Consider the following 24,264-nt stretch of genomic DNA (forward strand, 5'->3'; position numbering starts at 1 on the left):
CGTTCTACAACGGTCGCCGCACCGGCCACCGTCGCCACACCGCGACGTGCAGGATCACCACGGTGCTCAGCGCGTTCAACGTGACGTGCGTGGTCCAGCTCCATTCGCGCTCCTGCGGCACGCCGAGGGTGTGGGCGAGCATCGGCAGCGACCAGACCAGCAGCGCGGTGAGGAGTGCCGCGACCGACACGGCGATGGCGCGACCCGGCGCGAGCCTGGTCACCCGGATCGCCGGCCAGACCTCGAACAGCATGGACACCAGCAGGATGCCGCCGATTCCGGCACCCGCGACCGCGGTGATCCGGGTTCCAGGCCAGGTGAGGCCGTCGGCGAGCAGGTAACTGCCCCACCCGCAGGCGATCACGACCGCGTTGCCGAGCAGCAGCCGCAGCCACTCACGGCCGATCCGCGCGAACGGCCAGCCGCGCAAGGCGGTGTAGAAGATCATCTGCCACAGGCCGATCGACGTGCACCAGGCACCGTAGTCCTCCCCCGGAATCGCGTGCGAGCGCACCGCGACCGCCCAGGCGATCAGGCCGAGCAGCCAGCACAGCGCCAGGGCGGCGAGACCGGCCGGGACCCGGCCGAGGCCCCTGAGTGGCCGGCGTTCGCAGACCAGGGTCAGTTGCAGCATGATCGTGAAGATGCCGCCGGCCAGCTGCACCGTGGCCGGATAGGCGCCGGGGTGGGCAGGGCCCGGCGCGAACACGCCGACCAGGTCGGGCCCGTTGACCACGAGCTGGCCGAGCATGGTCAGCAGTACGCCGCCGGCCGCGACGATCGCGGTGTCGTACAGGCCGGACCAGGGGCGCGGGAGCAGCGTGCCGGGCCAGTCCTCCCACCAGAACGCGATCATCGCCATGACCGGCAGCGCGAACGTGATGATCGGCCCGAGCAGGATCAACGAGTGGTGGGCACCGCCCGCGCCGACGGACAGCAGCACGGTGACGGGGACGACGAAGCCCAGGCCGATCAGGCCGCGCGGCGGCTGGTGCCGTCTGGCGGCGGCCAGCGCGGCCGGGCCGAGCGCGTCCGGCCGGCTGACCGACGGGCGGTTGTCGAGGGCGCCGGCAGATGGTGCGGCCGTCGGCACCGCCAGCTGCTCAGAGGACATTTTCCAACCGGATCGGCAGCCGGTGCATGCGCCGGCCGGTCGCGTGGTGCACGGCGTTGGCGACCGCCGCGGCCACCCCGACCATGCCGACCTCGCCGACGCCCTTCACGCCGAGGGGGTTGAACAGCAGGTCGGGTTCGTCGATGAACTCGACCTCGATCCGGTGGATGTCGGCGTTGACCGGCACCGGGTACTCCTCCAGCGTGGTGTTGAGGAACCCGCCGAAGCGCTCGTCCACGTCGCTCTCCTCGCGCAGTGCGGCGCTGATCCCCCACACCACGGCGCCCCGCACCTGGCTCGCCGCGGTGACCGGGCTGGCCACCCGGCCGCAGTCGGCGACGCTGACCACCCGCGGCACCCGGATGCGCCGCGTGGTGGGTTCGATCCGCACTTCGACGAAGTGCGCGATCCAGCTGAAGGTGACGAACTCGGGGTAGACCGGGCCGGCGTAGGCGAGGAAGCCGCCGTCGAGCCGCTTGAGGATCTCCGGGGTCTGGCCGGGCGCGAGCGTGGTGGCCTCGGCCGTCACCACCGATCTGCCCTGGGCGCGGACCGCGGCCGCGATGTCCACGCCGCCGGGGCCGGTGACATCCAGGGCTTTGCGCAGCTCCTCGATGGCGGCCCGCACGGCGGGCAGCGCGGTCGCGGTGCCCCAGGAGCCCGCGGTGAGATGCTGCGGCACCAGGCGGGTGTCGCCGACCTGCACGATCACCTTGTTCACCGGCACGCCGAGGTCGCGGGCGACGAGCAGCGCGATGGCCGAGCGGATGCCCTGGCCCATCTCGTGCCCGCCGACGGCCACGGTGACGGTGCCGTCCTGCGCTGCCGTGATGTGCGCGACGGCGGGCACCATGCCGCCCGGATAGCAGCCTGCCGCCACGCCCCAGCCGAGGATCGTACCGTCCTCGGCGATCATCGATCCTGGCCGCGGATCGCGCCGGTCCCAGCCGAACCGGGCCGCGCCGCGACGCAGGCACTCGGCCAGGTGCCGGCCGGAGAACGGCAGACCGGTGACCGGGTCGGCCGCGGCGTCGTTGGCCAGCCGCAGTTCCACCGGGTCGCGGCCGGTCGCGTGGGCGAGCTCGTCCATCGCGGACTCGAACGCGAACATGGCCGGGCTCTCCCACGGCGCGCGCATGAAACCGGGGGTCTGCACATCGGTCCGCACCAGGCGCTGCCGGCCGCGGAACGCGGGCACCGCGTAGAGCCGGGAGGAGACCGTGGTGACCTCGCACGGGAACAGGTCGTGTCTCGAGGTCTGCTGGTCGACCTCGTGGATCGCGGCGAGCAGGTTGCCGTTCTCGTCCGCGCCGAGCCGTACGGTGTGCACCGAGTTCGGGCGGAAGCTGCCGAGGTGGAAGGTCTGCGGCCGGGGCAGCACCATCTTGACCGGCCGGCCGAGCCGGCGGGAGGCGATGGCGATCGGCCCGAGGTGCCCGTACAGGGAGTTCTTGTTGCCGAACCCGCCGCCGATGTAGGGCGAGCTGACCTCGACGTCGGCCGGGTCCAGGCCGAGCTGGGTGGCCAGGCCGAAGCGCACCGCGTTCGCATTCTGCGTGCTGTCGTCGACGATGAGCCTGTCGCCGTCCCAGCGCACGACGCTCGCGTGCGGTTCCATCGGCACCGCGTGCTGCGCGGGGTGTTCGTAGGTGCCAGTGATCCGCACCGGGCTGGCCTCGAACGCCGCGTCCGCGTCGCCGATGCTGATGTCGGCCAGCGGTGGCAGCGGGATCGCCCGCTCCTGCAGCAGGGTGTCGGCGCCCGCGGCGTCGATCTTCACCGTGAACGGTTCCGGCCGGTACTCGGCCGTGATCAGCCGCGCTGCCTCGGTCGCGGCGACCAGGTTGTCGGCGACGATGAGGGCGATCGGCTGGCCTCGGTAGGCGACGTGGTCGCCGCGCAGTGGTTGCAGGCTCTGCACCGCGTGCCCGCCGGCCATGACGAAGCCGACGTCGCGCAGTTCGTCCGGGCCGAACGTGGTCTCCACCAGCAAAACGCCGGGCACGGCCGCGGCGGCCGAGGTGTCGATCGCCACGATGCGGCCCTTGCCGATCCGCGCGGTGGCGAACGCCGCGTACGCGACGCCCTCCGGTACGCGGTCCGCGCTGTAACGAGCCGTGCCGGTGACCTTCTCGTAGGCATCGACGCGGCGGGTGTCCAGCGGTGGCATACCTGTGGCGGGGGTGTCGGTGACGGTCATCGGGTGGCTCGCTCTCCTGCCGCGCGCAGCGCGTCGGCGACCGTGCGAATGCCCAGTTCGACGCGGAATCCGTTGGAGGTGCCGGGGCGGGCCGCGGCGAAGGCGGCCTCTCCGGCCTGGCGGGCGGTCCGCGGGGTCAGCCGCTGACCGAGCAGGCTCCGTTCGGCCTCCGTCGCCCGCCACGGGCGGGTGGCGACACCGCCGAGCGCGATCCGGCACTCGCCGACCACGCCGTCGCCGTCGAGGGTCAGGGTGACGGCGGCCGAGGTGAGGGCGAACGCGTAGGACTCGCGATCGCGAATCTTCAGGTACGTGGATCCACGTCCGGCCGGAGTCGCCGGCACCCGGATGCGGACGATGAGTTCGTCCGGGGCGAGCACGTGTTCGCGGGCCGGGTCGTCGCCGGGTTCGACGTGGAGTTCGGCGATCGGCACGCCGCGTTCGCCGTCAGGTCCGGCAACGTCCACGACGGCGTCGAACGCGATCAGCGCGATGGCGAAGTCGCCGGCGTAGGTGGCGATGCACGAGTCGCTGCCGCCGAGCAGGGCGTGGCCACGGTCGTGGCCGCCGATGGCGGCGCAGCCGCTGCCCGGTTCGCGCTTGTTGCAGGGGAATTCCGAACCGCCGCGGAAGTAGGTACAGCGGGTGCGCTGCAACAGGTTCCCGCCGACGGTCGCCATGTTGCGCAACTGCTGCGACGCGGCGCGCCACAGCGACTCCGACAGGCACGGGTAGCCGGCCTTGATCGCCGGGTGGTCGGCCACATCGGCCATGCGCGCGCCGGACCCGAGGACCAGCTCCCGCTCGCCGACGTCGATGGTGTTCAGCTCGGCGAGCCGGTGCACGTCGATGACCGCAGGCGGTGCCTCGATGCCCAGCTTCATCAGGTCGTACAGGGTGGTGCCGCCGGCCAGGATCCTGGTGCCGGGCTGGGCGGTGCGCAGCGCGTCCAGGGCGGCGTCCACGGTTTCCGGCGCGAGATAGGTGAAGGCGCGCATGACGTCAGGCCCCGTTCCGCGTCGCGTCCGCGGTCTGCCGGACCGCCGCGACGATGCCCGCGTACGCGCCGCACCGGCAGATGTTGCCGCTGAGGTATTCGCGGATCTCGTCGTCGGTCCCGGTGTGGCCCTCGGCGATGCAGGCGATGCCGGACATGATCTGGCCGGGCGTGCAGTAGCCGCACTGCAACGCGTCGTTGTCGATGAATGCCTGCTGCAACGGGTGCAGGCCGCCGCCGTCACCCGCGACGCCCTCGATGGTGGTGACGGCCTGACCGGCGACCTGAACCGCGGGCGTCAGGCAGGACACCACCCGCCGGCCGTCCACGTGCACCGTACAGGCGCCGCAATGGCCCTGGTCGCAGCCCTTCTTCGAGCCGGTCGACGCGAGCCGCTCGCGCAGCACGTCGAGCAGCGATTCCCTCGGGTCCAACCTGAGCCGGACCTGCTCGCCGTTCACCGTGCAGGCGAGCTCCACCGTCAAGTCATTCATCGACATGCCGCAACCCTTCGTAGGCCATCCAGGTTGCTCCGGCCGTGCGTCGTTACCCAGACCCCCGCTCCGCGTACGTCCCGTGTGCCTACCACCAGCAGGGTCAGGCCGGCGGTATCGACCCTGCCCACCTGGCGTGATACTGGAGGCATGGCTACCCGTCCCGGCCTCCGCACCGACCCGGCAGCGGTGCCGGGCCCCGGCCCGGAACCGGGGCATGAGCGGCACCTGGACCCGCGCGCCGAGCTGAGCGCGTTCCTGCGCACCCGCCGGGCCCGGCTGAAGCCGGGCGACGTGGGGCTGGCCGAGCACGGCCGGTCACGCCGGATGCCGGGCCTGAGGCGGGAGGAGCTGGCCCAGCTCGCCGGGGTCTCGGTGGCCTATTACACCCGCCTCGAACAGGGCAACGCCCGCAACGTCTCGGTCGAGGTGCTGGACGCGATCTCCGGTGCGCTCAAGCTCTCCGACGCCGAGCACGCCCACCTGGTGCACCTCGCCAAGCCGAAGGAGCGCAGGCGGCGGCCCGCGCCGCAGCGCCAGCGGGTGCGGCCCGCGTTGCTGGACCTGCTGACGGCGATGGAGGGCGTGCCCGCGTACGTGTGGGGCCGCCGCCCCGACGTGCTGGCGTGGAACCGCACTGCCTCGGCGCTCTTCGGCGACTGGGCGGCGCGGGCCCCGCAGGAGCGGAACTGGGCCAGGATCGCCTTCCTCGACCCGGCGGCCCGGCGGCTCTTCGCCGACTGGGAGGCCAAGGCTTCCGACGTGGTGGGGAACCTGCGGCTGGACGCCGGGCTGCACGCGGACGATCCGCTGCTCGCGGCGCTGATCGGGGAGTTGTCCAGGAAGAGCGGGGACTTCCGCAGGCTGTGGGCGGCCCACGACGTCAAGAGGAAGGCGTACGGCAGCGTACGGATCAGGCACCCGCTGGCGGGTGAGCTGACGCTCCGCTACGAGAACTTCACGCTTCCCGGCGATCAGGAGCAGTCGGTGTCGACCTACCACGCCGAGCCCGGTTCGGCGTCGGAGGAGGCGCTGCGCCTGCTGGCGAGCTGGGGCGCGGACGCGTCCCGTGACCGGTCGGCCGGCGGCCGCTGAGCCCGCTCAGGCCCGCTCGCCGGGCCCCTCGGGTCGCCGGCAGGCCGCCGTCCATGTGCAGGTCGTGGGAGGTTGATCCCGGTGGCGGGGCGCGGTCAGGCGCGGAAGACCTTCCGGAGGAGCTCGGCGAACTCGGCGGGGTGCGTGGTCAGGCCGGTGTGCCCGCCGGGGAAGTGCACGAGCTCCGTGCCGAAGCGCTCGGCCAGGAACGCCGCCGGTCGGTAGGGCAGCTCGCCGGCCGAGTCCTGGCCGCACGCCAGCACCAGCCGGTCCGAGAGCCGCTCCAGCCGGTGGACGTCCGGGGTGTAGGACATGAACGCGGGGACGATGCGCCCGACGAAGTAGGGCAGGTTGGCCATCGTCTGCTCGGCCCGTGCCGCCGCCTGCGGCGGAAGCCTGACCTCGGCCCCGGCCCCGGCGTCGGCATCGGCGTCGGCGTCGCCGCCGTCCCCGTCCCCGTCCTTCTTCAGCCCCGCCGCGAACACGGCCATCGCCGGCATGAGCCCCTCCGCGCGGAACGTCTCGCGTACGCGGGCGATGAGGGCACGATGCTCGTCGGCGTCCGGCAGGACCTCCACCACCGGCGGCTCGTGCGCGACGACGCGTTCGAGGCGCTCGGGGTGGGTGGCGAGCAGGTGCAGGGAGACGATCGCGCCCGAGCTGGCGCCGAACACGCGGGCGGGCTCGCCCGGCGACAGCAGCTCCAGCAGCCGATACGCGTCGTCGGCGTGCTCGGCCACGTGCTGCTCGGCCTCCGGATCGTCCAGCGTGCTGCGGGACATGCCGCGCGGGTCGTAGGTCACGACCGTGTGGTCGGCGGCCAGGTCGCCGGCGACGCCGTCGAAGGACGCCGCCCCGCCCGACCCTCCGGGGATCAGCAGCAGCAGGGGCCCTTCGCCGCGTACCTCGTAGTGCAGGGTGGCACCGCTCACGCGCAGGCTGCCGGCGGTCGGGGTGGTCATTTCTGGTCTCCTTCTCGGGACGGGGGCCAACGCTCCAGAAGGGTGTGCAGGGCGTCGAGGGCACGGACCCAGGTCTGCTGCGGCGAGCGCTCGTGGGCGAACCCGCCCGCCGCCTCCAGCGCGACGAACCCGTGGAACGTGCTGCGCAGCACGCGCACCGCGTCGGTCAGGTCGGGCTCGGCCAGCCCGTAGGCGCGCAGCATGCTGTAGGTCAGCTCGATCGCGCGCCGCGGTCCCGGCGCCTTCGCGACCAGCTCCGGGTCGATCTGGATCGGGGTCTGCGTCGCGGTGTAGCGGCCCGGATGCTCGCGGGCGTAGTCGCGCCAGGCGTTCGCGAACGCGACCAGCGCGTCCCTGCCCGCGCGGCCGGCGGTCGCCTCGGCGATGCGGACGGTCTTCTCGTCCGCGGCCAGCAGCGCGATCCGACCGCGCAGGTCCTCCACGTTACGGACGTGGGTGTAGAGGCTCGCGTCCTTCACGCCCAGCCGCCGCGCCACCTCCGACATGGTCACCTGCTCGAACCCGACCTCGTCCGCCAGCTCGGCGCCCGCGATCGTCACCCGCTCCACCGTCAGCCCCGCCCGCACCATGCGCTGTCCTTCCTAGGCTCTCTAGGTATAGCCTAGAGGGCCTAGGTTGCAAAACGGATTTCCGGCGGACGCACCCTCGCCCGGGAAGGCGGCGGCCCGGCTCAGCCGATGACGAGCCGGGCCGTCCGCCGGAACGCCGGGCTAGTCGCAGGCCTTCGGCGTGGTGCCGCTGCCCCTGTTGACCCGGCCGATCCCGGCCGTCACGGTCCCCGAAGCCTTGGCGCAGACGCCGCTGGGGGCGTAGACCATGTCGCCCCAGTGGTGCCCGCCGTTCCCCGGGCGGTAGCTGAAGGATCTGCTCGTCCTGCTGGTGAACACGGTGATGCTCCCGGAAGCGCTCTTGGGAACCGTCACCTCGCCCCAGTTGGTGCCGCAGCGGCGGGAGTAGTACAGCCGGATCGTGCCCAGGACGTCGCCGATCTCGTTCTTCAGCGCGGCCTTCTTCCCGGTGTTCACCTTGCTGTTGGCACACCCGCTCCGGTACGGGTCCTTTCCGTCGTACGGGTGGGCGCTCGCGGGTCCCGCGGCCATCCCGAGCGACGCGATCGCCGTCACGGACACCGCCACCGCTGCTACGCGGATCCTCATGTCGAACCGACTCCTTTCCGAGGGAAGGTCAGATCGTGTGCCGGCTGGGCCCGATCTCTCCGCCAGGAATGCAATCGGCCTTCCGCCCGGGCGACAAGAAAGAATCGGCGGATATTCGTCCGAACATTGTCCAGAGACGCCGTTGGACAATCTCGCAGAGCAGGACGTGGACCTGAGGTAAAGTACAACGTGCATGGTAATGGATAAAACGTTCGTTGTAAGAGATGCGGAGAACCCGGGCTATGACCAGGACGAACAGCACGCCGTCACGGCCACGCGGCGGGCTGGCCGACAAGCGCCGGGCGATCCTCGCCGGGGCGCTCACGGTGTTCGCCCGTGACGGCTACACCCGGGCCAGCATCGACGCCATCGCCTCCACCGCGGGGGTCTCCACCCGTACCATCTACAACCACTTCACCGACAAGACCGAGCTGTTCCGCACCGTCATCCAGGAGAGCGCCGGGCGGGCCGCCGAGGCGCAGATCGCCGTCATCGACCGCCACCTGCGCAAGATCACCGACCTGGAGTCCGACCTCGTGGAGTTCGGCCGCGACTTCGCCCGGCCGATGACCGCCGAGCACGCGGAGCACTTCGCCCTCGTACGCCAGATCAACGCCGAGGCCGGGCACGTCCCCCAGGCCGTCATCGACGCCTGGCAGGAGACCGGGCCGCTACGGGTCCGCCGCGAGCTCGCCGGTCACCTGCGGCGGTGGGCGGAGCAGGGGCTGCTGCGCACCGACGACCCCGACCGGGCCGCCCTCCACCTCATGCTGCTGATCGCCGCGGGCACCCCGCCCTATCTCGTAGCCGCTCCCGACGAGCGGGAGGTGGACGAGATGGTCACCTCCGGCGTCCGCGCCTTCCTGCACGGCTACCTCGCCTGACGGCGGCCACGAGCCACCGGTGCGCCCCCGGCGCCGAGACTCAGCGCGGCCACCGGCAGGACGAAGGCGTGCGATCTGCCGAAAATATGACACTTGACGCGGAAATGACCGTTTCCGGCAGGGAGCTTGACGGTCGATTCACCGGGCGGACACGACCGCTTCATAGCCTCGGTCGAATGGCAAAGCTGACATGGATCGCGGGAATCGTCGCTCTGACCCTGGCCGCCTGCGCGGCCGGTCTGAGCGGAGCCGTGATACTCACCCGCGAGGACGTGCCGCAGAGCCCGCCCGTCATGAAATCGATCTACGCCTCCGGATCCAGCGCGCAGAAGGGCGCGATGGACGCCTGGCGGGCCGAGTTCCACCGGGACCACCCCGGGCTGCGCGTGCACTACCAGGACAACGGATCTGGGGCGGGGATCCGTGACTTCGTCGCGGGCACCACCGCGTTCGCCGGTTCCGACGTCGCGATGCGGCCCTGCGAGCAGGTGCGGGCCGACCGGCGCTGCGGCAACCGCGCCGTACACCTGCCCATGGTCGTGGGGCCCATCGCGCTGGCCTACAACGTGCCGTCCGTACCGGATCTCAAGCTCTCACCGACCACCATGACCGGCATCTTCAGCGGGCGGATCACCAGGTGGGACGCCCCGCAGATCGTCGCCGACAACCCCGGCAGGCGCCTGCCGCGCACCGACATCCGGGTCTTCCACCGCGCCGACGACTCGGGCACGACCCACAACTTCACCAGTTACCTCAAGGCGGCGGGCCACTGGCCGCACCAGCCGTCCAGGAAGTGGAACGGCGCCGGGCAGAGCGTCACCGGCTCCACCGGGGTCACCAAGGCCGTCCAGCACACCGTGGACTCCATCGGATACGTGGAGTACGGCTTCGCCAGCGAGGCCCGCCTGCGGACCGCCCGGGTCCGCAACGCCTCCGGCCAGTTCGTCGCGCTCTCGCCCCAGAGCGCCTCCAAGGCCCTGGAAGGCGCCAAGATCGTCGGCAGGGACGACGACCTGGTGGTGCGCTTCGACTACCGGACCAAGGTCCGGGCCGCCTACCCGATCGTCCTGGTCACGTACGAGATCGCCTGCTCGCAGAACACCGACCCGCTGGTGCGGGCCTTCCTGCGCTACACCGCCGGCGACGCCGGCCAGTCCAACCTCTCCCTGTACGGCTACGCCCCGCTCCCGCACGACCTCCTCGCCAAGGTACGCGCCCGCCTCGGGGTCACCGGTTGACCGGCCCGAGAGGCCTCCCGCAGGCCCATGCCCGAGGGGCATACACTCTTGCCCATGACGCAAGACTTCGACCTGGACAGCGTGATCAGGCAGCGCATCAGGGGCCTGCGGCTGGCGCGGGGCTGGTCGCTGGACGTGCTCGCGGCCCGCTGCCACATCAGCCCGTCCAACCTGAGCCGCATCGAGACCGGGCGCCGCAGGATCGCGCTCGACCAGCTCGTCCCCATCGCCCGGGCCCTGGACACCACGCTCGACCAGCTCGTGGAGTCCGCCGACGACCAGGACGTGGTGATCCGGCCGCAGCCCTGTCACACTCCCGGGCTGACGAGCTGGCTCCTGTCGCGCGAGCGCTCCCTCCACGGGGTGACCGTGGCGAAGCTGCGCATCACCCCCGACCGGCCCGCCGGCGCCGAGCATCTGAAGGTGCACCCCGGCCACGAGTGGTTCACCGTGCTGTCCGGGACCGCCCGGCTGCACCTGGGCGAGCGCACGATCCTGGTCGAGGCGGGCGACGCGGCGGAGTTCTCGACCATGACGCCGCATTCGATCGGCGCCCACGAGGGTCCCGTGGAGCTCCTCACCATCCTGGACCACAGCGGGGGGCGCATCCACCTGGACGAGGTCCCGGCGCCCTGACGCCGCCGTCCGGCGCCGCCGGGCGGGGACCGGTTGACCGCCTCCCCAGGGCCGCACCCGGGCGACGAACGGCAGGGCGAGAACCCGCGCCACCAGGGCCGCGGCCGCCATCGCCCCGAACGACAGCAACGGTCAAGCGCGGCCCACCCTGCCGTCCGGATCCGGCGCGGCGCGGAAGGAGGCGCGGTAGGACTGCGGGGTGACGCCGACGACGCGCTTGAACCGCTCGCGGAAGGCGGTCGCCGAGCCGAACCCGGCCTGCGCCGCGATGCGCTCGACGCCGTGGTCGGTGGTCTCCAGCAGGAACTGCGCCCGGCGTACGCGGGCCCGCAGCAGCCACTGCAGCGGCGTGGTGCCGGTGTGCTCCCGGAACCGCCGGCTGAACGTACGCTCGCTGAGCCCGCCGCGCCCGGCCATGTCCGCGAGGGTGACCTCCTGGGCGAGGTTGTCCTCGATCCAGGAGAGCACCGGCTCCAGCAGCGACCCCTGCGGCACGGGCGGCTGGGCGTGCACGATGAACTGCGCCTGCCCGCCCTCCCGCTCCAGGGGCATCACCGACAGCCGGGCCGAGTCGGCGGCCACCGCCGAGCCGAGGTCCCGCCGGATGATGTGCAGGCACAGGTCCAGGCCGGCGGCGGCCCCGGCGGAGGTCAGGATCTGCCCGTTGTCGACGTAGAGCACGTCGGGCCGCACGTCCACCAGCGGGAACCGCTCGGCCAGCCGGTGGGCGGCCACCCAGTGCGTGGTCGCGCTCAGCCCGTCCAGCAGCCCGGCCTCCGCCAGGGTGAACGCTCCCGCGCAGATGGAGGCGATCCGGGTGCCGGTGGCCGCCGCGGCGCGCAGGGCGTCGAGCACCTCGGGCCCGGGCGGCGAGCCCTGCTCGGAGCAGCCCGGCACCATGATCGTGTCAGCCTCCCGGAGCGCCTCCAGGCCGTGCGGGGCGATGATCGTGAAGGTGTCGGTGACCACCTGCGGCGTGGCCGCGCAGACCAGGACGCGGTACGGGCGGCGCCCGTCGGCCAGCCGGGCACGCCCGAACGCCTCGATCGGGGTCGCCATGTCGGCCGCCACCACATGGTCCAGAGCCAGGACCGCCACCGTGTGCATGGGGACACGGTAGGCGAGAACTCGCCATCCACGAAAGAGCAGGTCAGCCAGTTGCCTGGCCGGCTTTCCCAGACCGTGCCGGGTGGCGGGAACCCGTTGGAAATTGTCGATTCAGCCCATGGGGCGCCGATGGACGGCCGTTCTAGCCTTGCTCCGCACGATTCCGCCACCCGGAAATTGGAGCTGCACGTATGCGTGCTCAAGTGGTCCTGTTCGATGGTTCCGACCCGATGGAGGTCGTCGCGCCGTACGAGGTCCTGAACGCCACCAAGGTGACCGGGCAGCGGGGGGCCGGGGCCGGCCGATGACGAAGCTCTTCCTCTCCGTACACGTCCTGGCCGCCATCGTCGCCATCGGTCCGGTGACCGTGGCGGCCGGCATGTTCCCGGCGGCGATGCGCCGCGCCCGGGAGGCGGGGCCGGGCTCGCCCGCGCTCGCCTCCGTGCGGCTGCTGCACCGCATCTGCCGCGTCTACTCCGTCGTCGGGCTGGCCGTGCCGGTCTTCGGCTTCGCCACCGCCGGCAGTCTCGGGGTCCTCACCGACGCGTGGCTGATCACCTCGATCGTGCTCACCGCCGCGGCGGCCGGCGTCCTCGCGCTGCTCGTCCTCCCCGGCCAGGAGCGCCTCCTCACCGACCTGGACCACACCGGCACCGGCACCTCGACGGTACGGGCCGCCACGGCCCGCCTGGGCATGCTCACCGGCGTCTTCAACCTGCTCTGGGCCATCGTGACGGTCCTGATGATCGTCCGCCCCGGCTCCACGACGGGGGTGTGAGCGTGAGCCGTACCGGACAACCTCTGCGCATCGCCGCCGCGGTCGAGCTCGGCTCGCTCGTCGTCCTGCTGGGCAACCTCGCCACCGCGCACCTGCCCGCCGTCTCCTCCCTCATGGGCCCCCTCCACGGCTGCGCGTACCTGTTCACCGTCATCGCCGCCGCCCGCCACCCGCGGCGCAGCCTGGCCACGACCGGCCTGGCGCTGCTGCCGGGAATCGGCGGGCTGCTGGCCGTGCGGCGCCTGGCCGTGCGGCGGCCGGCCGCGACGGCGGAGCGAGCCGAGCAGGTCCGCCCCCGCTGACGACGCCCCCATCACCCCTGTTCGCAGAACGGAATGTCGCTCCCCATGCTGTCCTTCATCCTGCCGATCGTGATCGGCCTCGTCGCCGTCTGCTGCATGTCCCTGGTCCCCGAGCCGCACCGGCGCCACCTCAACGCCGTCGTGGTGGGCGGCGCGGGCGCCGCCTATCTCAGCGGGGGCGGGCTCGGCTACTGGGAGCTCGTCCTGCCGGTCGTCATGAGTTACGTGGCGTACCGGGGGCTGGAGAGCTGGACCTTCATCGGCATCGGCTGGCTGCTGCACACCGCCTGGGACGTGGTGCACCACCTGAAGGGCAGCCCCATCCTCCCCTTCGCCGAGCACTCCTCCTTCGGCTGCGCGATCTGCGACCCGGTGATCGCGCTGTGGTGCTTCGCGGGCGGGCCGTCGATCACCGGCTGGATCCGCGCCCGCCTGTCCCGCCGGTCCGGGGCTGGAGAGCCGGTGCAGGAGGCCGATAGCGTTCGCTCATGAGTCAAGCACGGCAGGACCGGCACGCCGTCGTGATCCCCGGCCGGAACTACGGACCGCAGGTGGGCATGCTCTTCTACGCGGGCCAGGCGGCCGCCCGTCGTGGTGCCCGCCTCGAGCTGATCCGCTGGGCCGCGCCGGAGGACCACCCCCTGGAGGAGTGGCCGTCCTGGGTCCATGGGCAGGTCAAACCCGTCGTGGAGCCGCTGCCCGGGCCGCTGCTGATCGGCAAGTCGCTCGGCTCGTTCGGCGCGGCCGTGGCGGCGGATCGCGGCCTGCCGGCGGTGTGGCTGACGCCGCTGATCACCCGGCCCGCCTGCCTGGACGCGCTGCGCCGGGCCACGGCACCGTTCCTGCTGATCGGCGGCACGGCGGACCCCTCCTGGGACGGGGCGGTGGCGCGGGAGCTCACGCCGTACGTGCTGGAGATCGGCGGCGGTGACCACGGCCTGATGCTGCCGGGCCCCCTGCACGAGAGCACCGAGGCGCTCGGGCGGGTGACCACGGCCATCGAGAGCTTCCTCGACGACGTCGTCTGGCGCGTGGGACACGCGTGACCCCCGACCACCGGCTCAAGGCCTTCGGCGATCAGCTGATCAGCGTGCACTCCTGGCTCCGCGACGAGCTGGCCGGGCTCCGCGAGGGCATCGACGCCCACCTGGCGGGGCACGCCGGACGCCCCCGCGACCTCCGTGCTCACTGCCTGGCCTTCTGCTCCGCCCTGGAGCGCCACCACACGGGCGAGGACGCCGCCGCGTTTCCCACCCTCGCCGAGCAGTTCCCCGAGCTGCGCCCCGTGCTGGAGGAGCTGACCCGCGACCACCACCAGGTCAGCGAGCTCCTCCGCAAGCTGCAGGAGCTGCTCGACACCCTGGACACGGACGCGGCGGCACGGCCCCGGGACGTACGAGCCGAGCTGGACGGCCTGGCCGCGCTGCTGGAGTCACACTTCACCTACGAGGAGCGGAAGATCGTCACGGCCCTCAACACGCTGAACGCCCCCGCCTGGAACGGCGCGGCCCCCGACTTCCTGCGAACGGACCGGTCCCCGGCGTGACCGACCGCACACCGCGGCTCACCGCCGAGCTGCTCGTCGACGCCGCCCTGCCCCGGTCCCCGGTGATCTCCCCGGACGGCTCCCGGGTCGCGTACGTGGCGCCCCCGGCCGGCGAGCTGTGGGTGGCGTCGGCAGGCTCGCCTCCCGCGCGGCTGCCCTGCGGCACGGGGTGCGAGGGGCCTCCGAGGTGGGCGCCGGACTCGATGTCGATCTTCTTCCGGTCGGACGGGCAACTGCACCGGCTACGCCTCGACGGCGGCGCACCCGAACCCCTGACCACCTGGCGGGGCAGGATCTCCGGCCACGAGCCGCTCGCCGACGGCCGGACGGTCGCCGTGATCGCCACGGACGAGCCCGACGACGCGGACGGGTGTGGCGACGCGCTGGTGTGGGGGAAGAGCGGGCGCAACGACCGGTTGCGCCTGCTCGATCTCGGCACGCGCGAGCTGCGGGCGGTGGACGGGCTCGGCGACCGGCACGTCGTCGAGGCGGTCCAGCGACCGGACGGCGGCCCGCTGGCGGTGATCAGCTGGGCCTGCCCGGAGGTCGATCCCGGCACGTACACCGCCGAGCTCCACGTGGTGGATCCCGGGACCGGGACGGTCCGCGATCTCGGCGGGGTCGAGCTCGAGGCCCGTTCCCTGTGCTGGTGGCTGGCGCGGGACGGCTGGCACGTGGCCTATCTGGCGGTGACCCCGCCCGGTCCGGTCGGCGGCTGTGCCGTGTTCGACGTCGCGGTGTCCGGCCCGGCGGGTGAGCATCGCAACCTGACCTCGGACATGACCGTCTGCCCCGCCGAGCTGGCGCAGACCGCGTCCGGCTCGGCGCTGGCGCTGTTCGCCGACGGCCTCGACACCGCCGTATACCGGCTGGACCCCGGTTCGCGGCGCTTCGAGCGCGTGTCCACCCGTGCCGGCCGGCTCGACTCGCTCACCGCGAGCCGCTCGGGTGCGGCGATCGCGGTGGTGGCGAGCACCGCCCACGCTCCGCGCAGCGTCCACTCCGGGCCGCCCGCCGGCCCGCTGATCCGGCTCGGCGACACCACGCCGGAGCTGCGCCGGATCAGGTGGGGAACGCAGGAACGCCTGTCCTACCGGGCCGGCGACGGGCTCGGCCTCGACGGGCTGCTGATCCTGCCGCCGGGCCGGAGCCGCCAGGACGGCCCCTTCCCGCTCGTCACCCTGGTGCACGGCGGCCCGTACGCGCGGCACGCCGACGAGTTCGGCGGTGGCTCGTTCCCCCCGGGGCAGTGGCTCGCGACCGCCGGGTACGCGGTCTTCCTGCCCAATCCCCGGGGCGGTGAGGGCCATGGCCACGCGTTCGCGGCGGCGGTGGCGGGCCGGGTCGGCCTGGACGAATGGTCCGACATCAGCAGCGGGATCGACACGCTGATCGACGCCGGGATCGCGGATCCGGATCGCCTCGGGATCGGCGGGTGGAGCCACGGCGGCTTCATGGCGGCCTGGGCGGTGGGGCAGACCGATCGGTTCAGGGCCGCGATCATGGGCGCCGGGATCAGCGACTGGGGAATGCAGGCGGCGACCGGGGAGCTCGGCACGCTGGAGGCGGGGCTGGGCGGCAGCGTCGGCTGGGAGGGGCCGGGGCCGCACCGCCACGACGAGCTCAGCCCGATCTCGTACGCCTCGAAGATCCGTACGCCGGTGCTGATCCTGCACGGAGAGAACGACACGAACGTGCCCCTCGGTCAGGCGACGTTCTTTCACCGGGCGCTGCTTCGCTTCGGCGTCGAGCACGAGTTCGTGGTCTACCCGCGAGAGGGGCACGCGTTCAGGGAGCGCGGTCACCGGCTCGACGTGCTCCGGCGTACGCGTGAGTGGTTCGACCGGTGGCTCGGCGAGCCGGCCCCGGGTCACGGCCGCACCGCTGAACGGCCCGTCAGGAGCCGGCGTACTCGCTGAACCACCGCCGCGCGTCCTCGACGCTGCCGACCCGCCTCCACTCGCAGCCGCCGGAGAGGACGTACGCGGCGATGATGCCGTCCTCGCCCTCTTCGTGGACGATGATGTGCTTCGGGCCGCGCGGCTCCGGTCCGGAGCTGTCCGCCGACAGCGTGATCCGGTTGGCCTGCCGCGCCTCGCGGGTCAGCTCGAAGGTGAAACGGCAGTGGCCGGCCGGGGCCATGTACACGCCGGGCGGCACCGTCCCGGGCAGGTGGCGGCCGTCGGTGACGACGGGCCCTCCGGCCTGGGCGGGAAGGTCGCGGGGCAGCCCGGGGAACAGGTCGTGCCAGGTGGGCGGCTCGGCCCGGGCGGGCCCGACACCGACGAGGAGCGCGGCCAGCACGGAGCCGGCGGCGGCGTACCTGAGCGGCGTCTGCATCCGGGCATTCTACGCACGGACCTACGAGCTCCACGGAACACACCTCAGGGTGCGCGCCGCGACGGCCGCCCCGCCTCAGGACGGCTCGATGTACTGCGCCACCCCGTGGCCGAAGGACCAGTCGGCGGACTCGTTCTCGGCCAGGGTGACGAAAACGTTGCGCGGCTCCGTGCCCGCGTAGTCGTGGGCGAGCTCGGCGATCCGCCGGTAGAGCGACTGCTTCTGCGCGGGCGTGCGGCCGGAGCGCAGCGTGATCGCGACGTACACGAGCCCGTCGTCGCGGTGGACGCCGGGGAAGCCGTCGTAGCGCAGCGTGCTGGTCCTGCCGTCGTGGCCGGTCAGGACCTGGAAGCGGTCGTCGGGCGGGATGCCGATGGTCTCGACGAGGGCGTCGTGCACGGCACGGCCGAGCGCGTCGAGCCGGTCGGTGTCGGCGGTCAACGCGTCGATGCGGACGAAGGGCATGTCAGGCGTTCTCCTTCCGGAGGGTGAGCAGGCCGAGGGCGCCCTCGACCGCCTGGGCGTACACGTCGGCCGAGCCGGCGGCGCGGGCCAGCACGTAGCCGCCCTGGAGCACCGCGACGAGTGCGGTGGCCGTGGCCACGGGGTCGAGCCCGGCGTCGAGCTCGCCGCTCGCGCGGCCCCGCGCCAGCAGCCCGGCCAGCCGGTCGGTGAGCCAGGCGAAGGTCTCCTCGATCGGCCGGCGCAGGTCCGGATCCGCCATCACGGCGTGGTCCTGGGTGAGGCGGCCGACCGGGCAGCCCTTCAGCGCGTCCCGTTCCCGCCGCAGGTAGGCCGCGACCCGCTCGGCCACGGTGCCGGGGCCGGCGAACGCGGCCTCCGCCCTGTCCCTCAGCTCCTCGGCGCTGCGGCCGATCGCGGCCAGCGCCAGGTCGGGCTTGCCGTGGAAGTGGTGGTACATGCTGCCCTGGCCGGCACCGGACCGCTCCTGGATCGCCTTCGGGCTGGTGCCCGTGTAGCCGCGCTCCCACAGCAGCTCGCGGGTGCTCTGGATGAGCCGTTCCCTCGTGTCCATGACGACGAGCATACATACTAGTAGGTACAACGCGTGCGGGCCGGTACGATCGGCCGGATGGACGATCATCGCGCACCTCTCCACCTCCTCGCGGGCGCGCCCGGCGCGGGCAAGACGACCCTGCTCCCCCACCTGCTCCGGGCCGCCGACGGGCTGGTCGTGATGGACATGGACGAGCTGCTCGAGGACGGCGAGCTGATCGGGGTGCCCATCGCCGAGCCGGCGGCCGCGCCCGTGTGGCCGGCCTACGACCGGATGTGGTCGCGCATCGTGACCATGGTGCGCCGGGCCGGGCACCCCGTGCTGCTGCTGTGCCCGATCCCCGACGCCGCCGAGGTCGCGCCGGGGGCGCGGTGGGAGGAGCCGGTGCGCTGGGCGCTGCTCGACTGCCCCGACGACGAGCGCGTACGCCGGTTGCGGGAGCGCGGCGCGCCACCGGAGTGGATCGACGACGCGGTGGCGGACGCCGCCCAGGGGCGCACGCTGATCCCGACCGTGTTCGAGTCGGGGTTCGAGTCGGGCCGGGGCATGGCGGCTCAGGTGCTCGCCTGGGTGCGCGCCTGAGCGCGGGCGATCCGGTGAACGGCGCGGATTGTGCGGTGGAAGATCACAAGAAGTCCGAGTTTCCTCGTATGATCCCGTGCAGGCGAGGAAGGCAGGGCAATGGCGGACGAGCAGGCTCCACCGGGCATCGACCCCACGATCCCCAGTGTCGCGCGGATGTACGACTATTACCTGGGCGGGAAGGACAACTTCCACTCGGATCGGGAGGCGGCCGAGCAGATCGTCGGGCTCGCCCGCGAGAGCGGCGCCGACGTGCGCGAGATGGCCCGCGCCAACCGGGGCTTCCTCGTCCGCGCCGTTCGGCACATCGCCGAGTCCGGAGTGCGGCAGTTCCTCGACATCGGCACGGGCCTGCCCACGCAGGACAACGTGCACCAGGTGGTACGGCGCGCCGCGCCCGGCTCGAAGGTCGTGTACGTCGACAACGACCCGATCGTGCTGACCCACGCCCAGGCCCTGCTCGCCGACAACCCCGACACCTTCGTGCTCGACGGCGACCTGCACCGGCCCGCGGACATCCTGAAGGCCGCGGCGGCCCACCTCGACTTCAGCCGCCCGGTCGCGATCGTCGTGGCCGCCGTCTTCCACTTCTTCCAGGACGACGACGAGGTGGCCGCGATCGTCTCCACCCTGCGCGACGCCCTGGTGCCCGGTGGCCACCTGGTGATCTCGCACAGCTACATCGAGCCGGAGGCCGGCGAGGCCGACAAGATGGCCGAGGCCCAGGGCGTCTACCGGCGCTCCGCCTCCGGGTCCATCGCCTGGCGCGACCGCGAGACCGTACGAGGCTATTTCGACGGGCTGGAGCTGCTGGAGCCCGGGATCGTGCCCGTCCAGGACTGGCGCAACGACGACCCGTACATGCCGCCGGGCCTGGCCAAGGGCGGAGTGCTGGGAGGCGTCGCCCGCGTCCGCCCCTGACGATCGCGTCAGGACGCAGGCAGGGATCGTCGTCCAGGTCCCCCACGCTGATGGACGCCTCCCCGGCGAGGGGTGGCCACTGTGACGTACGTGACCCCCGTCTGGTCGACGTTGCTCGGCGCGGTGCCGCTGGGACACCGTCGCGGGCGGCGACGTCAGTGCTCCCCGAGCGCCGCCCGGCCGAGGGGCGGGACGGCTCCGCATGCGCGGAAGAACCACCGGCTCGCCGACCGCCTGACGGGGCTGCGGGTGATCGCGGCGCCGGTGTTGCGGACGACCTCCCGAACGGTCCGGAACCCGTGGCGCAGCATCTCCGCCTCGTAGGCGTGCAACGCCTGCCGCAGCGGCATGTCGCCGCGGTCGGCGGCGGCGAGCGCGGCGCAGAGCCGGTGCGCGTCGCGCAGCGCCGTGTTGCCGCCGAGCCCGCCGACCGGGGGCATGTGGTGCACGGCGTCCCCGAGCCCGGTGACGTTGCCCGTCCGCCATGGCCGGAGGGGTACGGCGGCGCTGAACTCGGTCCGGTAGAGGGTGTCCGGGGTCGAGTCGGCGAGCAGCCGGCGCAGGTCGGGATGCCAGCCGGCCGTCCGCCGGGCCAGCAGTTCGCGCACCGCCGCCGGATCGGCCCGGGCCTTGGGCGTGAAGTCCGCGGGCAGGCAGTCGCGGTGCGCGATGAACGCCCACAGCACGTAGTCGTCGTCCCGCGCGTCGGCCAGCAGGCGGTCGGGGTCCAGGCCGAGCGCGCGTACCCGGTCGCCGAGCCGGGCGGCGATCGACGCCGGATCCTCGCGCCTGCGGAAGATCGCGGTGAACAGGAAGTCGCGGGGCGGCCAGAAGACGTTCATGCCGGCCAGCAGCTGTTGCGGCAGCCATCGCCGGTTGTCCTCGGTGAGGAAGAGCTTGCCGGCGACGGCCGTCGCGGGCAGGGTGTCGCGGCCGGCCGCGGGGTGGAGTTGCGCCCATACCCGGGAGCCGGCGCCGTCGGCCGCGACGAGCACGTCGGCGGTCGCGGTGGTGCCGTCGGCGAACGTGGCCGTGACCGTCCCGCCGTCCGTCCGGGTGAAGCCGGTGCACTCCTTGCCGAAGCGGACGACGTCGTCCAGGCCGGCCAGCAGCAGCCTGCGCAGGGTGACGCGGCTGACCGCGTGCCGGCCGGTGGTGGGATCCAGCGGGTCTGGTTCGCGGTCGTCCCGGCCGATGCGGACGAGTGGCCGCATCCGTTCGTCGAGGAACCTGATGCCGGGGCCCGGGTCGCCGGCGGTGGCCACCAGCAGCTCCCACAGGGCGGGTGGCAGGCAGGCGTGCAGGGCGAGGCTCCCGGCCGAATCGATGTTCAGCCGGAAGCCCTGGAGCCGTGAGTCGGCGGTGCGGTCGCGTTCGTACACGGTGACCTGCACGCCGGCGCGTCTCAGGCCCTGCGCCAGGCAGAGCCCGCCGATCCCGCCGCCGATCACGGCGACGTTCAGGCGCCTTGGGGACATGGGTTCCCGCCTCCTGGTAGAGGGCGCGGCCTCGGGGCGCGCCCGAAGCCGTCAGGGCTGTCCGGTCGCGTCCGTGAGCTCCGCGAACAGCCGGTCGTGCCAGGCCAGCTCCGTCTCCAGGCGCATCAGGGTGTAGTCGAAGGCGACGGCCTCCAGCCTGGTCAGATACGGCTCGGCTTCGACGCGCAGGTTGCGCCAGAAACCGAGCTGGGTGGCGTAGGCGTCGCGCCGCCGCTGGACGGCGGCGCGCAGCTCGTCGGGGCCGATCTCGCCGCCGTGCAGGAGCACCAGCTGGATCGGGTCCGGCCGGAGCTTCGTGTCGGCGAGGACGGATCTGATCAGCGAGACCAGCTCCGCCCGGCCCTTGCCGGTGATGCCGTACACCGTGCGGGCGGGCAGGTTGCCTTCCTGCTCGGTGCGGACCACCTCGACCACGCCTTCGTCGGCCATCCGGCGCAACGCGCCGTACAGCGAGCCTGGCTTGACGTCCGCCCACAGCTCGACCCGGTCCACCTGCGCGGCGGCCCGGATCCGGTGCCCGTGCATGGGGCCGCCGTCGGCCAGGGCGCCGAGGATGAACAGGCGGGTTGCTCGCATATGAGTACTCAAACACGAGTAGCTGAAGTCGCGCAAGGGGTGCGCGCAAAGACCGGCATTCCGGATCGACCTCACACGGGAGGCAGGCCGCCCTCGAACACCTCGAGCTTCAGGCGATCCAGGCGCAGGCGGCTGATCAGCCACTTGCCGTCGATCTTCCGGTATTCCTCGTGGTAGTGCCCGTAGCCGCGCATTCCCTGCGGCAGGCCGTCCTTCTCGGGCCATTCGAGATAGCCGTCCATGCTCCAGACACCGCGATCGCGTTCCCGTTCCAGCCGCTGGTGATGCGGACCAGCTCGGCGGGGTCGCGGAGCACCGTCCCGTCGACCTCGAGGTGGATCTCCGGTGCGAACAGCCTGAGCCATCCGTCCCCGTCCTTGGTGTCATGGAACCGGAAGTAGCGCGCCTTGAGCTGCTTGATCTCTTCGATGTCGACAAGGCGCCGCAACGCGTCACGGAGCATGGATTCGATCGTTCGCCGCCGCTCGTCAGGCGGCGGTCATCCCGCCGTCGATCGCGAGCGCGGCCCCGGTGATGAAGCCGGCTTCGTCGCTCAGCAGGAACGCCGCGAACGCCGCGATCTCCTCCGGCCGGGCGATCCGGCCGAGCGGGTGCATCGCCGCGGCCGCGCGCAGGGATTCCTCCGGCGTCGGGCCCAGGTTGGCCCGCGTCAGCGGGGTGTCGACGCCGCCGGTGACCAGGGCGTTGATCCGTACGCCGGCCGTGGCCACGTCGAGCGCCGCCGAGCGGGTGAGCCCGACCACGCCGTGCTTGGCGGCGCTGTAGGAGGCCATGCCCGCCGCCCCGGTGACGCCGAGGACGGAAGCGTTGTTCACGATCGCGCCGCCGCCGGCGGCCCGCAGCGCGGGGATCTGGTGCTTCAGGCCGAAGAAGACGCTGCTGAGGTTGAGCGCCAGGTCGGCCTGCCAGGCGTCGCCGTCGATGTCGGTCACCGGGCCGATCGCGGTGGCGGCGCCGACGTTGTTGAACGCGCCGTCGAGCCGGCCGTACCGCTCGACCGCCTGCCGGACCAGCGCCGCCGCCTCCGCCTCCACCGTCACGTCGGCGGGTACGAACGTGGCCTCGCCTCCGGCGGAACGCAGCTCGGCGGCCAGCGCGTCGCCGGCTTCCTTGCCGCGTGCGGCCAGGACGACCCGCCCGCCCTCGGCCGCGATCCGCTCGGCGGTGGCACGGCCCATGCCGGAGGTGGCGCCGGTGATCAGGATGACTTTCCCTGCGAAACGTGCGGACATGACTGCTAACTCCTTTGTCAGTGATGGTGAGTGAGGTCAGAAGGTGAGCACGAGCCGGCCGCGCAGCCCGCCGGCCTCCAGCCGCCGGTGCGCGTCGGGCGCCTCGGCGGCGGGGAGGGTCGCCGCGATGCGCGGGGTGAGCACGCCGTCCTCGGCCAGCCGGCGGATCTGGTGCAGCTTGTCGGTCCGGCCCGCGTAGTCGGGGACGAACGGCGTCCGCACCGTGATCCGGCCGTTGCCGTCGACCTCGTGGGCGCCGGGTTCCCCGCTGCTGCGGAACCGGGCGTACGTGCCGCCGTCACGTACGGCGCCGAGGAGCCGCGGCCCGACCAGCGCGGTGTCGGCGATCGCGGCCACGCCGTCCGGATACCGGTCCCGGATGCGTGCGGCGACATCGGACCCCCGGGGCACGACGTCGGCCGCGCCGGACAGGCGGACCAGGGGCTCGTCAGCGGGCGCGGCATCGGCGACCACGGTCAGCCCCGCGTGCCTGCCCAGCTGGACCAGGTACCCGCCGAGCGTCCCGGCGGCCCCGATCACGGCCAGGACCGAGCCGGGGGCGAGTGCCAGCCGGTCAAGCGTCAGCTGCGCGGTGAGCCCGTTCATCGGCAGCGTCGCCGCCGCCGCGTGATCGGTGCCCGCGGGCGCGCGGACGACCCAGCCGGCCGGCAGCACGACGTACTCGGCGTAGCCGCCCGCGGCCGGGCCGAGCGGCATCACCATCGCCATCACCGGCTCCCCCGGGGACAGCTCGGTCTCCGCCCCCGGACCGATCTCGTCGATCACGCCGGCGATGTCCATCCCGGGCACGTACGGAGCCGGCACCCCGGCGAACGCCCGCGCGTGCACGCCGGAGCGCAGCAGCGTGTCCGCCGGATTCACCGCGGCCGCGCGCACCCGCACCCGTACCTCCCCGGGCCCGGCATGCGGTTCCGGCAGGTCGACGACCCGCAAAACGTCGGGCCCGCCGAACTCATACAATCCGATTGCTCGCATAGTCGCAGCTCCAAGGCGGTTCTCTTCGTATACCAGGTTCGCAATTCGTACCTTGGCACCGCTGCGGTGAACGTGACAAGAGAGCACTTCAACGTGCCCAGGTATCCCCGGAAGAACCACCCCGTGCGGAACCTGGTATCTCTCGTATACTGCGCACATGGCGCATCCGATCACGGAGCTGGACGACACCGCCGCCGATCTGTGCGAGCAGGGCCGCGACCTCATCCGCGACGTTCTCGAACGGATCGGTGACAAGTGGTCGGTGGTCGTCATCTGCCAGCTGGGCGACACCACCCGGCGGTTCAACGAGCTGCGCCGGATGAGCGAGCCCATCACCCAGCGCATGCTCAGCGCGACACTACGGGGGCTGGAGCGGGACGGCCTGGTGACACGGACGGTCCACGACACCAAGCCGCCGCGGGTCGACTACGCGCTGACCGCGCGCGGGTTCAGCCTGCTGGAGGTCGTCCGCGCCCTGGCCGGCTGGGCGGAGGACAACGCCGCCGGCATCCTGGACTCGAGGACCGCCTTCGACGCCCGCTGACCAC

Annotated in this window: 29 protein-coding genes and 1 pseudogene; 13 read left to right on the forward strand and 17 right to left on the reverse strand. The window is 72.7% G+C overall.

All coding sequences use genetic code 11. The annotated features are described in order from the left end of the window. Window positions 1-4 precede the first annotated feature (4 nt). The 4 genes from ACBJ59_RS00410 to ACBJ59_RS00425 are packed head-to-tail and all read right to left on the reverse strand — an operon-like array spanning window position 5 to window position 4,805. The gene (locus ACBJ59_RS00410; protein ID WP_375108156.1) at window positions 5-1,114 is read right to left on the reverse strand and encodes a hypothetical protein; all 1,110 of its coding nucleotides are present in this window, start codon (window positions 1,112-1,114) and stop codon (window positions 5-7) included. Continuing rightward, on the reverse strand, window positions 1,104-3,314 hold the full coding sequence (locus ACBJ59_RS00415; RefSeq protein WP_375108157.1) for a xanthine dehydrogenase family protein molybdopterin-binding subunit: 2,211 nt from the start codon (window positions 3,312-3,314) through the stop codon (window positions 1,104-1,106). Before ACBJ59_RS00415 ends, ACBJ59_RS00410 begins: the two co-directional genes overlap by 11 nt. Further along, window positions 3,311-4,312 (reverse strand): FAD binding domain-containing protein, encoded by a 1,002-nt coding sequence (locus tag ACBJ59_RS00420; protein WP_375108158.1) that lies wholly within the window; start codon window positions 4,310-4,312, stop codon window positions 3,311-3,313. The genes ACBJ59_RS00415 and ACBJ59_RS00420 overlap by 4 nt, the downstream gene beginning before the upstream one ends. Before the next feature lie 4 nt (window positions 4,313-4,316). Then, window positions 4,317-4,805 carry a (2Fe-2S)-binding protein gene (locus tag ACBJ59_RS00425; RefSeq protein ID WP_375108159.1) on the reverse strand — a complete coding sequence of 163 codons (489 nt, stop codon included), beginning with the start codon at window positions 4,803-4,805 and terminating at the stop codon, window positions 4,317-4,319. A gap of 150 nt (window positions 4,806-4,955) precedes the next feature. On the opposite strand from ACBJ59_RS00425, the gene ACBJ59_RS00430 reads away from it, so the two are divergent. Beyond that, window positions 4,956-5,900 (forward strand): helix-turn-helix domain-containing protein, encoded by a 945-nt coding sequence (locus ACBJ59_RS00430; protein ID WP_375108160.1) that lies wholly within the window; start codon window positions 4,956-4,958, stop codon window positions 5,898-5,900. A gap of 95 nt (window positions 5,901-5,995) precedes the next feature. On the opposite strand, the gene ACBJ59_RS00435 is transcribed toward ACBJ59_RS00430, so the two are convergent. The 3 genes from ACBJ59_RS00435 to ACBJ59_RS00445 form a co-directional block, all read right to left on the reverse strand. Beyond that, a complete protein-coding gene (locus ACBJ59_RS00435; protein ID WP_375108161.1) occupies window positions 5,996-6,862 on the reverse strand; it encodes an alpha/beta fold hydrolase in 867 nt (288 codons plus the stop codon). Then, the gene (locus ACBJ59_RS00440; protein WP_375108162.1) at window positions 6,859-7,452 is read right to left on the reverse strand and encodes a TetR/AcrR family transcriptional regulator; all 594 of its coding nucleotides are present in this window, start codon (window positions 7,450-7,452) and stop codon (window positions 6,859-6,861) included. The genes ACBJ59_RS00435 and ACBJ59_RS00440 overlap by 4 nt, the downstream gene beginning before the upstream one ends. A gap of 141 nt (window positions 7,453-7,593) precedes the next feature. Further along, entirely contained in the window at window positions 7,594-8,040 is a 447-nt protein-coding gene (locus ACBJ59_RS00445) for a DUF2690 domain-containing protein (protein ID WP_364121411.1), read from the reverse strand. Between the two features lie 242 nt (window positions 8,041-8,282). Between ACBJ59_RS00445 and ACBJ59_RS00450 the strand changes: the two genes are divergently transcribed. The 3 genes from ACBJ59_RS00450 to ACBJ59_RS00460 all read left to right on the forward strand — a co-directional run bounded on the left by ACBJ59_RS00450 (window position 8,283) and on the right by ACBJ59_RS00460 (window position 10,798). Beyond that, entirely contained in the window at window positions 8,283-8,924 is a 642-nt protein-coding gene (locus ACBJ59_RS00450; protein ID WP_375108163.1) for a TetR/AcrR family transcriptional regulator, read from the forward strand. Window positions 8,925-9,100: 176 nt separating this feature from the next. Beyond that, entirely contained in the window at window positions 9,101-10,162 is a 1,062-nt protein-coding gene (gene pstS, locus ACBJ59_RS00455; protein ID WP_375108164.1) for a phosphate ABC transporter substrate-binding protein PstS, read from the forward strand. A gap of 54 nt (window positions 10,163-10,216) precedes the next feature. Next, window positions 10,217-10,798: a helix-turn-helix domain-containing protein gene (locus tag ACBJ59_RS00460; RefSeq protein ID WP_375108165.1), complete on the forward strand. Its 582-nt coding sequence runs from the start codon at window positions 10,217-10,219 to the stop codon at window positions 10,796-10,798. 132 nt (window positions 10,799-10,930) lie between these two features. Here ACBJ59_RS00460 and ACBJ59_RS00465 read toward each other — a convergent pair whose 3' ends face one another. Beyond that, window positions 10,931-11,905 carry a GlxA family transcriptional regulator gene (locus ACBJ59_RS00465; protein WP_375108166.1) on the reverse strand — a complete coding sequence of 325 codons (975 nt, stop codon included), beginning with the start codon at window positions 11,903-11,905 and terminating at the stop codon, window positions 10,931-10,933. A 304-nt stretch (window positions 11,906-12,209) separates the two neighbouring features. Here ACBJ59_RS00465 and ACBJ59_RS00470 point away from each other — a divergent pair, with 304 nt between their 5' ends. From ACBJ59_RS00470 to ACBJ59_RS00495, 6 genes are read left to right on the forward strand one after another with little or no spacing between them, the layout of a single operon-like run. Continuing rightward, complete coding sequence (locus ACBJ59_RS00470; RefSeq protein ID WP_375108167.1) at window positions 12,210-12,683, forward strand: hypothetical protein; 474 nt, start codon at window positions 12,210-12,212, stop codon at window positions 12,681-12,683. 2 nt (window positions 12,684-12,685) lie between these two features. Further along, the gene (locus tag ACBJ59_RS00475) at window positions 12,686-12,985 is read left to right on the forward strand and encodes a hypothetical protein (RefSeq protein WP_375108168.1); all 300 of its coding nucleotides are present in this window, start codon (window positions 12,686-12,688) and stop codon (window positions 12,983-12,985) included. 45 nt (window positions 12,986-13,030) lie between these two features. Continuing rightward, complete coding sequence (locus ACBJ59_RS00480; protein ID WP_375108169.1) at window positions 13,031-13,477, forward strand: DUF6010 family protein; 447 nt, start codon at window positions 13,031-13,033, stop codon at window positions 13,475-13,477. After that, the gene (locus ACBJ59_RS00485; protein WP_375108170.1) at window positions 13,474-14,031 is read left to right on the forward strand and encodes a hypothetical protein; all 558 of its coding nucleotides are present in this window, start codon (window positions 13,474-13,476) and stop codon (window positions 14,029-14,031) included. Before ACBJ59_RS00480 ends, ACBJ59_RS00485 begins: the two co-directional genes overlap by 4 nt. Continuing rightward, a complete protein-coding gene (locus ACBJ59_RS00490; protein WP_375108171.1) occupies window positions 14,028-14,531 on the forward strand; it encodes a hemerythrin domain-containing protein in 504 nt (167 codons plus the stop codon). Before ACBJ59_RS00485 ends, ACBJ59_RS00490 begins: the two co-directional genes overlap by 4 nt. Then, complete coding sequence (locus ACBJ59_RS00495; RefSeq protein ID WP_375108172.1) at window positions 14,528-16,450, forward strand: S9 family peptidase; 1,923 nt, start codon at window positions 14,528-14,530, stop codon at window positions 16,448-16,450. Before ACBJ59_RS00490 ends, ACBJ59_RS00495 begins: the two co-directional genes overlap by 4 nt. Here the strand turns inward: ACBJ59_RS00495 and ACBJ59_RS00500 are convergent. From ACBJ59_RS00500 to ACBJ59_RS00510, 3 genes are all read right to left on the reverse strand, one after another. Continuing rightward, window positions 16,428-16,871, reverse strand: a complete 444-nt coding sequence (locus ACBJ59_RS00500) for a hypothetical protein (protein ID WP_375108173.1) — start codon at window positions 16,869-16,871, stop codon at window positions 16,428-16,430. The two genes, ACBJ59_RS00495 and ACBJ59_RS00500, sit on opposite strands and share 23 nt — an antisense overlap. Window positions 16,872-16,946: 75 nt before the next feature. Further along, the gene (locus ACBJ59_RS00505; RefSeq protein ID WP_375108174.1) at window positions 16,947-17,336 is read right to left on the reverse strand and encodes a tautomerase family protein; all 390 of its coding nucleotides are present in this window, start codon (window positions 17,334-17,336) and stop codon (window positions 16,947-16,949) included. Window position 17,337: 1 nt separating this feature from the next. Continuing rightward, complete coding sequence (locus ACBJ59_RS00510; RefSeq protein WP_375108175.1) at window positions 17,338-17,907, reverse strand: TetR/AcrR family transcriptional regulator; 570 nt, start codon at window positions 17,905-17,907, stop codon at window positions 17,338-17,340. A gap of 57 nt (window positions 17,908-17,964) precedes the next feature. On the opposite strand from ACBJ59_RS00510, the gene ACBJ59_RS00515 reads away from it, so the two are divergent. Together ACBJ59_RS00515 and ACBJ59_RS00520 are read left to right on the forward strand one after the other, a co-directional pair. Continuing rightward, window positions 17,965-18,471: an AAA family ATPase gene (locus tag ACBJ59_RS00515; RefSeq protein WP_375108176.1), complete on the forward strand. Its 507-nt coding sequence runs from the start codon at window positions 17,965-17,967 to the stop codon at window positions 18,469-18,471. 99 nt (window positions 18,472-18,570) lie between these two features. Beyond that, window positions 18,571-19,392, forward strand: a complete 822-nt coding sequence (locus ACBJ59_RS00520) for an SAM-dependent methyltransferase (RefSeq protein ID WP_375108177.1) — start codon at window positions 18,571-18,573, stop codon at window positions 19,390-19,392. A gap of 155 nt (window positions 19,393-19,547) precedes the next feature. Here ACBJ59_RS00520 and ACBJ59_RS00525 read toward each other — a convergent pair whose 3' ends face one another. From ACBJ59_RS00525 to ACBJ59_RS00550, 6 genes and pseudogenes are all read right to left on the reverse strand, one after another. Next, on the reverse strand, window positions 19,548-20,870 hold the full coding sequence (locus ACBJ59_RS00525; RefSeq protein WP_375108178.1) for an FAD-dependent oxidoreductase: 1,323 nt from the start codon (window positions 20,868-20,870) through the stop codon (window positions 19,548-19,550). A 51-nt stretch (window positions 20,871-20,921) separates the two neighbouring features. Then, entirely contained in the window at window positions 20,922-21,467 is a 546-nt protein-coding gene (locus ACBJ59_RS00530; RefSeq protein WP_375108179.1) for a PadR family transcriptional regulator, read from the reverse strand. 71 nt (window positions 21,468-21,538) lie between these two features. Next, a complete protein-coding gene (locus ACBJ59_RS00535; protein ID WP_375108867.1) occupies window positions 21,539-21,709 on the reverse strand; it encodes a hypothetical protein in 171 nt (56 codons plus the stop codon). Window positions 21,710-21,753: 44 nt separating this feature from the next. Next, window positions 21,754-21,930, reverse strand: a pseudogene (locus ACBJ59_RS00540) (nuclear transport factor 2 family protein); the annotation flags it as partial. A gap of 25 nt (window positions 21,931-21,955) precedes the next feature. Beyond that, complete coding sequence (locus tag ACBJ59_RS00545; RefSeq protein WP_375108180.1) at window positions 21,956-22,720, reverse strand: SDR family NAD(P)-dependent oxidoreductase; 765 nt, start codon at window positions 22,718-22,720, stop codon at window positions 21,956-21,958. A 36-nt stretch (window positions 22,721-22,756) separates the two neighbouring features. Then, entirely contained in the window at window positions 22,757-23,716 is a 960-nt protein-coding gene (locus tag ACBJ59_RS00550) for a zinc-binding alcohol dehydrogenase family protein (protein WP_375108181.1), read from the reverse strand. A gap of 157 nt (window positions 23,717-23,873) precedes the next feature. On the opposite strand from ACBJ59_RS00550, the gene ACBJ59_RS00555 reads away from it, so the two are divergent. Next, window positions 23,874-24,260 carry a winged helix-turn-helix transcriptional regulator gene (locus ACBJ59_RS00555; protein WP_375108182.1) on the forward strand — a complete coding sequence of 129 codons (387 nt, stop codon included), beginning with the start codon at window positions 23,874-23,876 and terminating at the stop codon, window positions 24,258-24,260. The last annotated feature ends 4 nt before the right edge of the window (window positions 24,261-24,264 follow it).

Source organism: Nonomuraea sp. MTCD27 (assembly GCF_041950495.1).
Taxonomy (GTDB): Bacteria; Actinomycetota; Actinomycetes; order Streptosporangiales; family Streptosporangiaceae; genus Nonomuraea.

Coding starts and splice junctions, on each gene's coding strand:
- ACBJ59_RS00410 (WP_375108156.1), bottom strand. CDS start 1,114: ATGTCCTCTGAGCAGCTGGCGGTGCCGACGGCCGCACCATCTGCCGGC.
- ACBJ59_RS00415 (WP_375108157.1), bottom strand. CDS start 3,314: ATGACCGTCACCGACACCCCCGCCACAGGTATGCCACCGCTGGACACC.
- ACBJ59_RS00420 (WP_375108158.1), bottom strand. CDS start 4,312: ATGCGCGCCTTCACCTATCTCGCGCCGGAAACCGTGGACGCCGCCCTG.
- ACBJ59_RS00425 (WP_375108159.1), bottom strand. CDS start 4,805: ATGAATGACTTGACGGTGGAGCTCGCCTGCACGGTGAACGGCGAGCAG.
- ACBJ59_RS00430 (WP_375108160.1), top strand. CDS start 4,956: ATGGCTACCCGTCCCGGCCTCCGCACCGACCCGGCAGCGGTGCCGGGC.
- ACBJ59_RS00435 (WP_375108161.1), bottom strand. CDS start 6,862: ATGACCACCCCGACCGCCGGCAGCCTGCGCGTGAGCGGTGCCACCCTG.
- ACBJ59_RS00440 (WP_375108162.1), bottom strand. CDS start 7,452: ATGGTGCGGGCGGGGCTGACGGTGGAGCGGGTGACGATCGCGGGCGCC.
- ACBJ59_RS00445 (WP_364121411.1), bottom strand. CDS start 8,040: ATGAGGATCCGCGTAGCAGCGGTGGCGGTGTCCGTGACGGCGATCGCG.
- ACBJ59_RS00450 (WP_375108163.1), top strand. CDS start 8,283: ATGACCAGGACGAACAGCACGCCGTCACGGCCACGCGGCGGGCTGGCC.
- pstS (WP_375108164.1), top strand. CDS start 9,101: ATGGCAAAGCTGACATGGATCGCGGGAATCGTCGCTCTGACCCTGGCC.
- ACBJ59_RS00460 (WP_375108165.1), top strand. CDS start 10,217: ATGACGCAAGACTTCGACCTGGACAGCGTGATCAGGCAGCGCATCAGG.
- ACBJ59_RS00465 (WP_375108166.1), bottom strand. CDS start 11,905: ATGCACACGGTGGCGGTCCTGGCTCTGGACCATGTGGTGGCGGCCGAC.
- ACBJ59_RS00470 (WP_375108167.1), top strand. CDS start 12,210: ATGACGAAGCTCTTCCTCTCCGTACACGTCCTGGCCGCCATCGTCGCC.
- ACBJ59_RS00480 (WP_375108169.1), top strand. CDS start 13,031: ATGCTGTCCTTCATCCTGCCGATCGTGATCGGCCTCGTCGCCGTCTGC.
- ACBJ59_RS00485 (WP_375108170.1), top strand. CDS start 13,474: ATGAGTCAAGCACGGCAGGACCGGCACGCCGTCGTGATCCCCGGCCGG.
- ACBJ59_RS00500 (WP_375108173.1), bottom strand. CDS start 16,871: ATGCAGACGCCGCTCAGGTACGCCGCCGCCGGCTCCGTGCTGGCCGCG.
- ACBJ59_RS00505 (WP_375108174.1), bottom strand. CDS start 17,336: ATGCCCTTCGTCCGCATCGACGCGTTGACCGCCGACACCGACCGGCTC.
- ACBJ59_RS00510 (WP_375108175.1), bottom strand. CDS start 17,907: ATGGACACGAGGGAACGGCTCATCCAGAGCACCCGCGAGCTGCTGTGG.
- ACBJ59_RS00515 (WP_375108176.1), top strand. CDS start 17,965: ATGGACGATCATCGCGCACCTCTCCACCTCCTCGCGGGCGCGCCCGGC.
- ACBJ59_RS00520 (WP_375108177.1), top strand. CDS start 18,571: ATGGCGGACGAGCAGGCTCCACCGGGCATCGACCCCACGATCCCCAGT.
- ACBJ59_RS00525 (WP_375108178.1), bottom strand. CDS start 20,870: ATGTCCCCAAGGCGCCTGAACGTCGCCGTGATCGGCGGCGGGATCGGC.
- ACBJ59_RS00530 (WP_375108179.1), bottom strand. CDS start 21,467: ATGCGAGCAACCCGCCTGTTCATCCTCGGCGCCCTGGCCGACGGCGGC.
- ACBJ59_RS00535 (WP_375108867.1), bottom strand. CDS start 21,709: ATGGACGGCTATCTCGAATGGCCCGAGAAGGACGGCCTGCCGCAGGGA.
- ACBJ59_RS00545 (WP_375108180.1), bottom strand. CDS start 22,720: ATGTCCGCACGTTTCGCAGGGAAAGTCATCCTGATCACCGGCGCCACC.
- ACBJ59_RS00550 (WP_375108181.1), bottom strand. CDS start 23,716: ATGCGAGCAATCGGATTGTATGAGTTCGGCGGGCCCGACGTTTTGCGG.
- ACBJ59_RS00555 (WP_375108182.1), top strand. CDS start 23,874: ATGGCGCATCCGATCACGGAGCTGGACGACACCGCCGCCGATCTGTGC.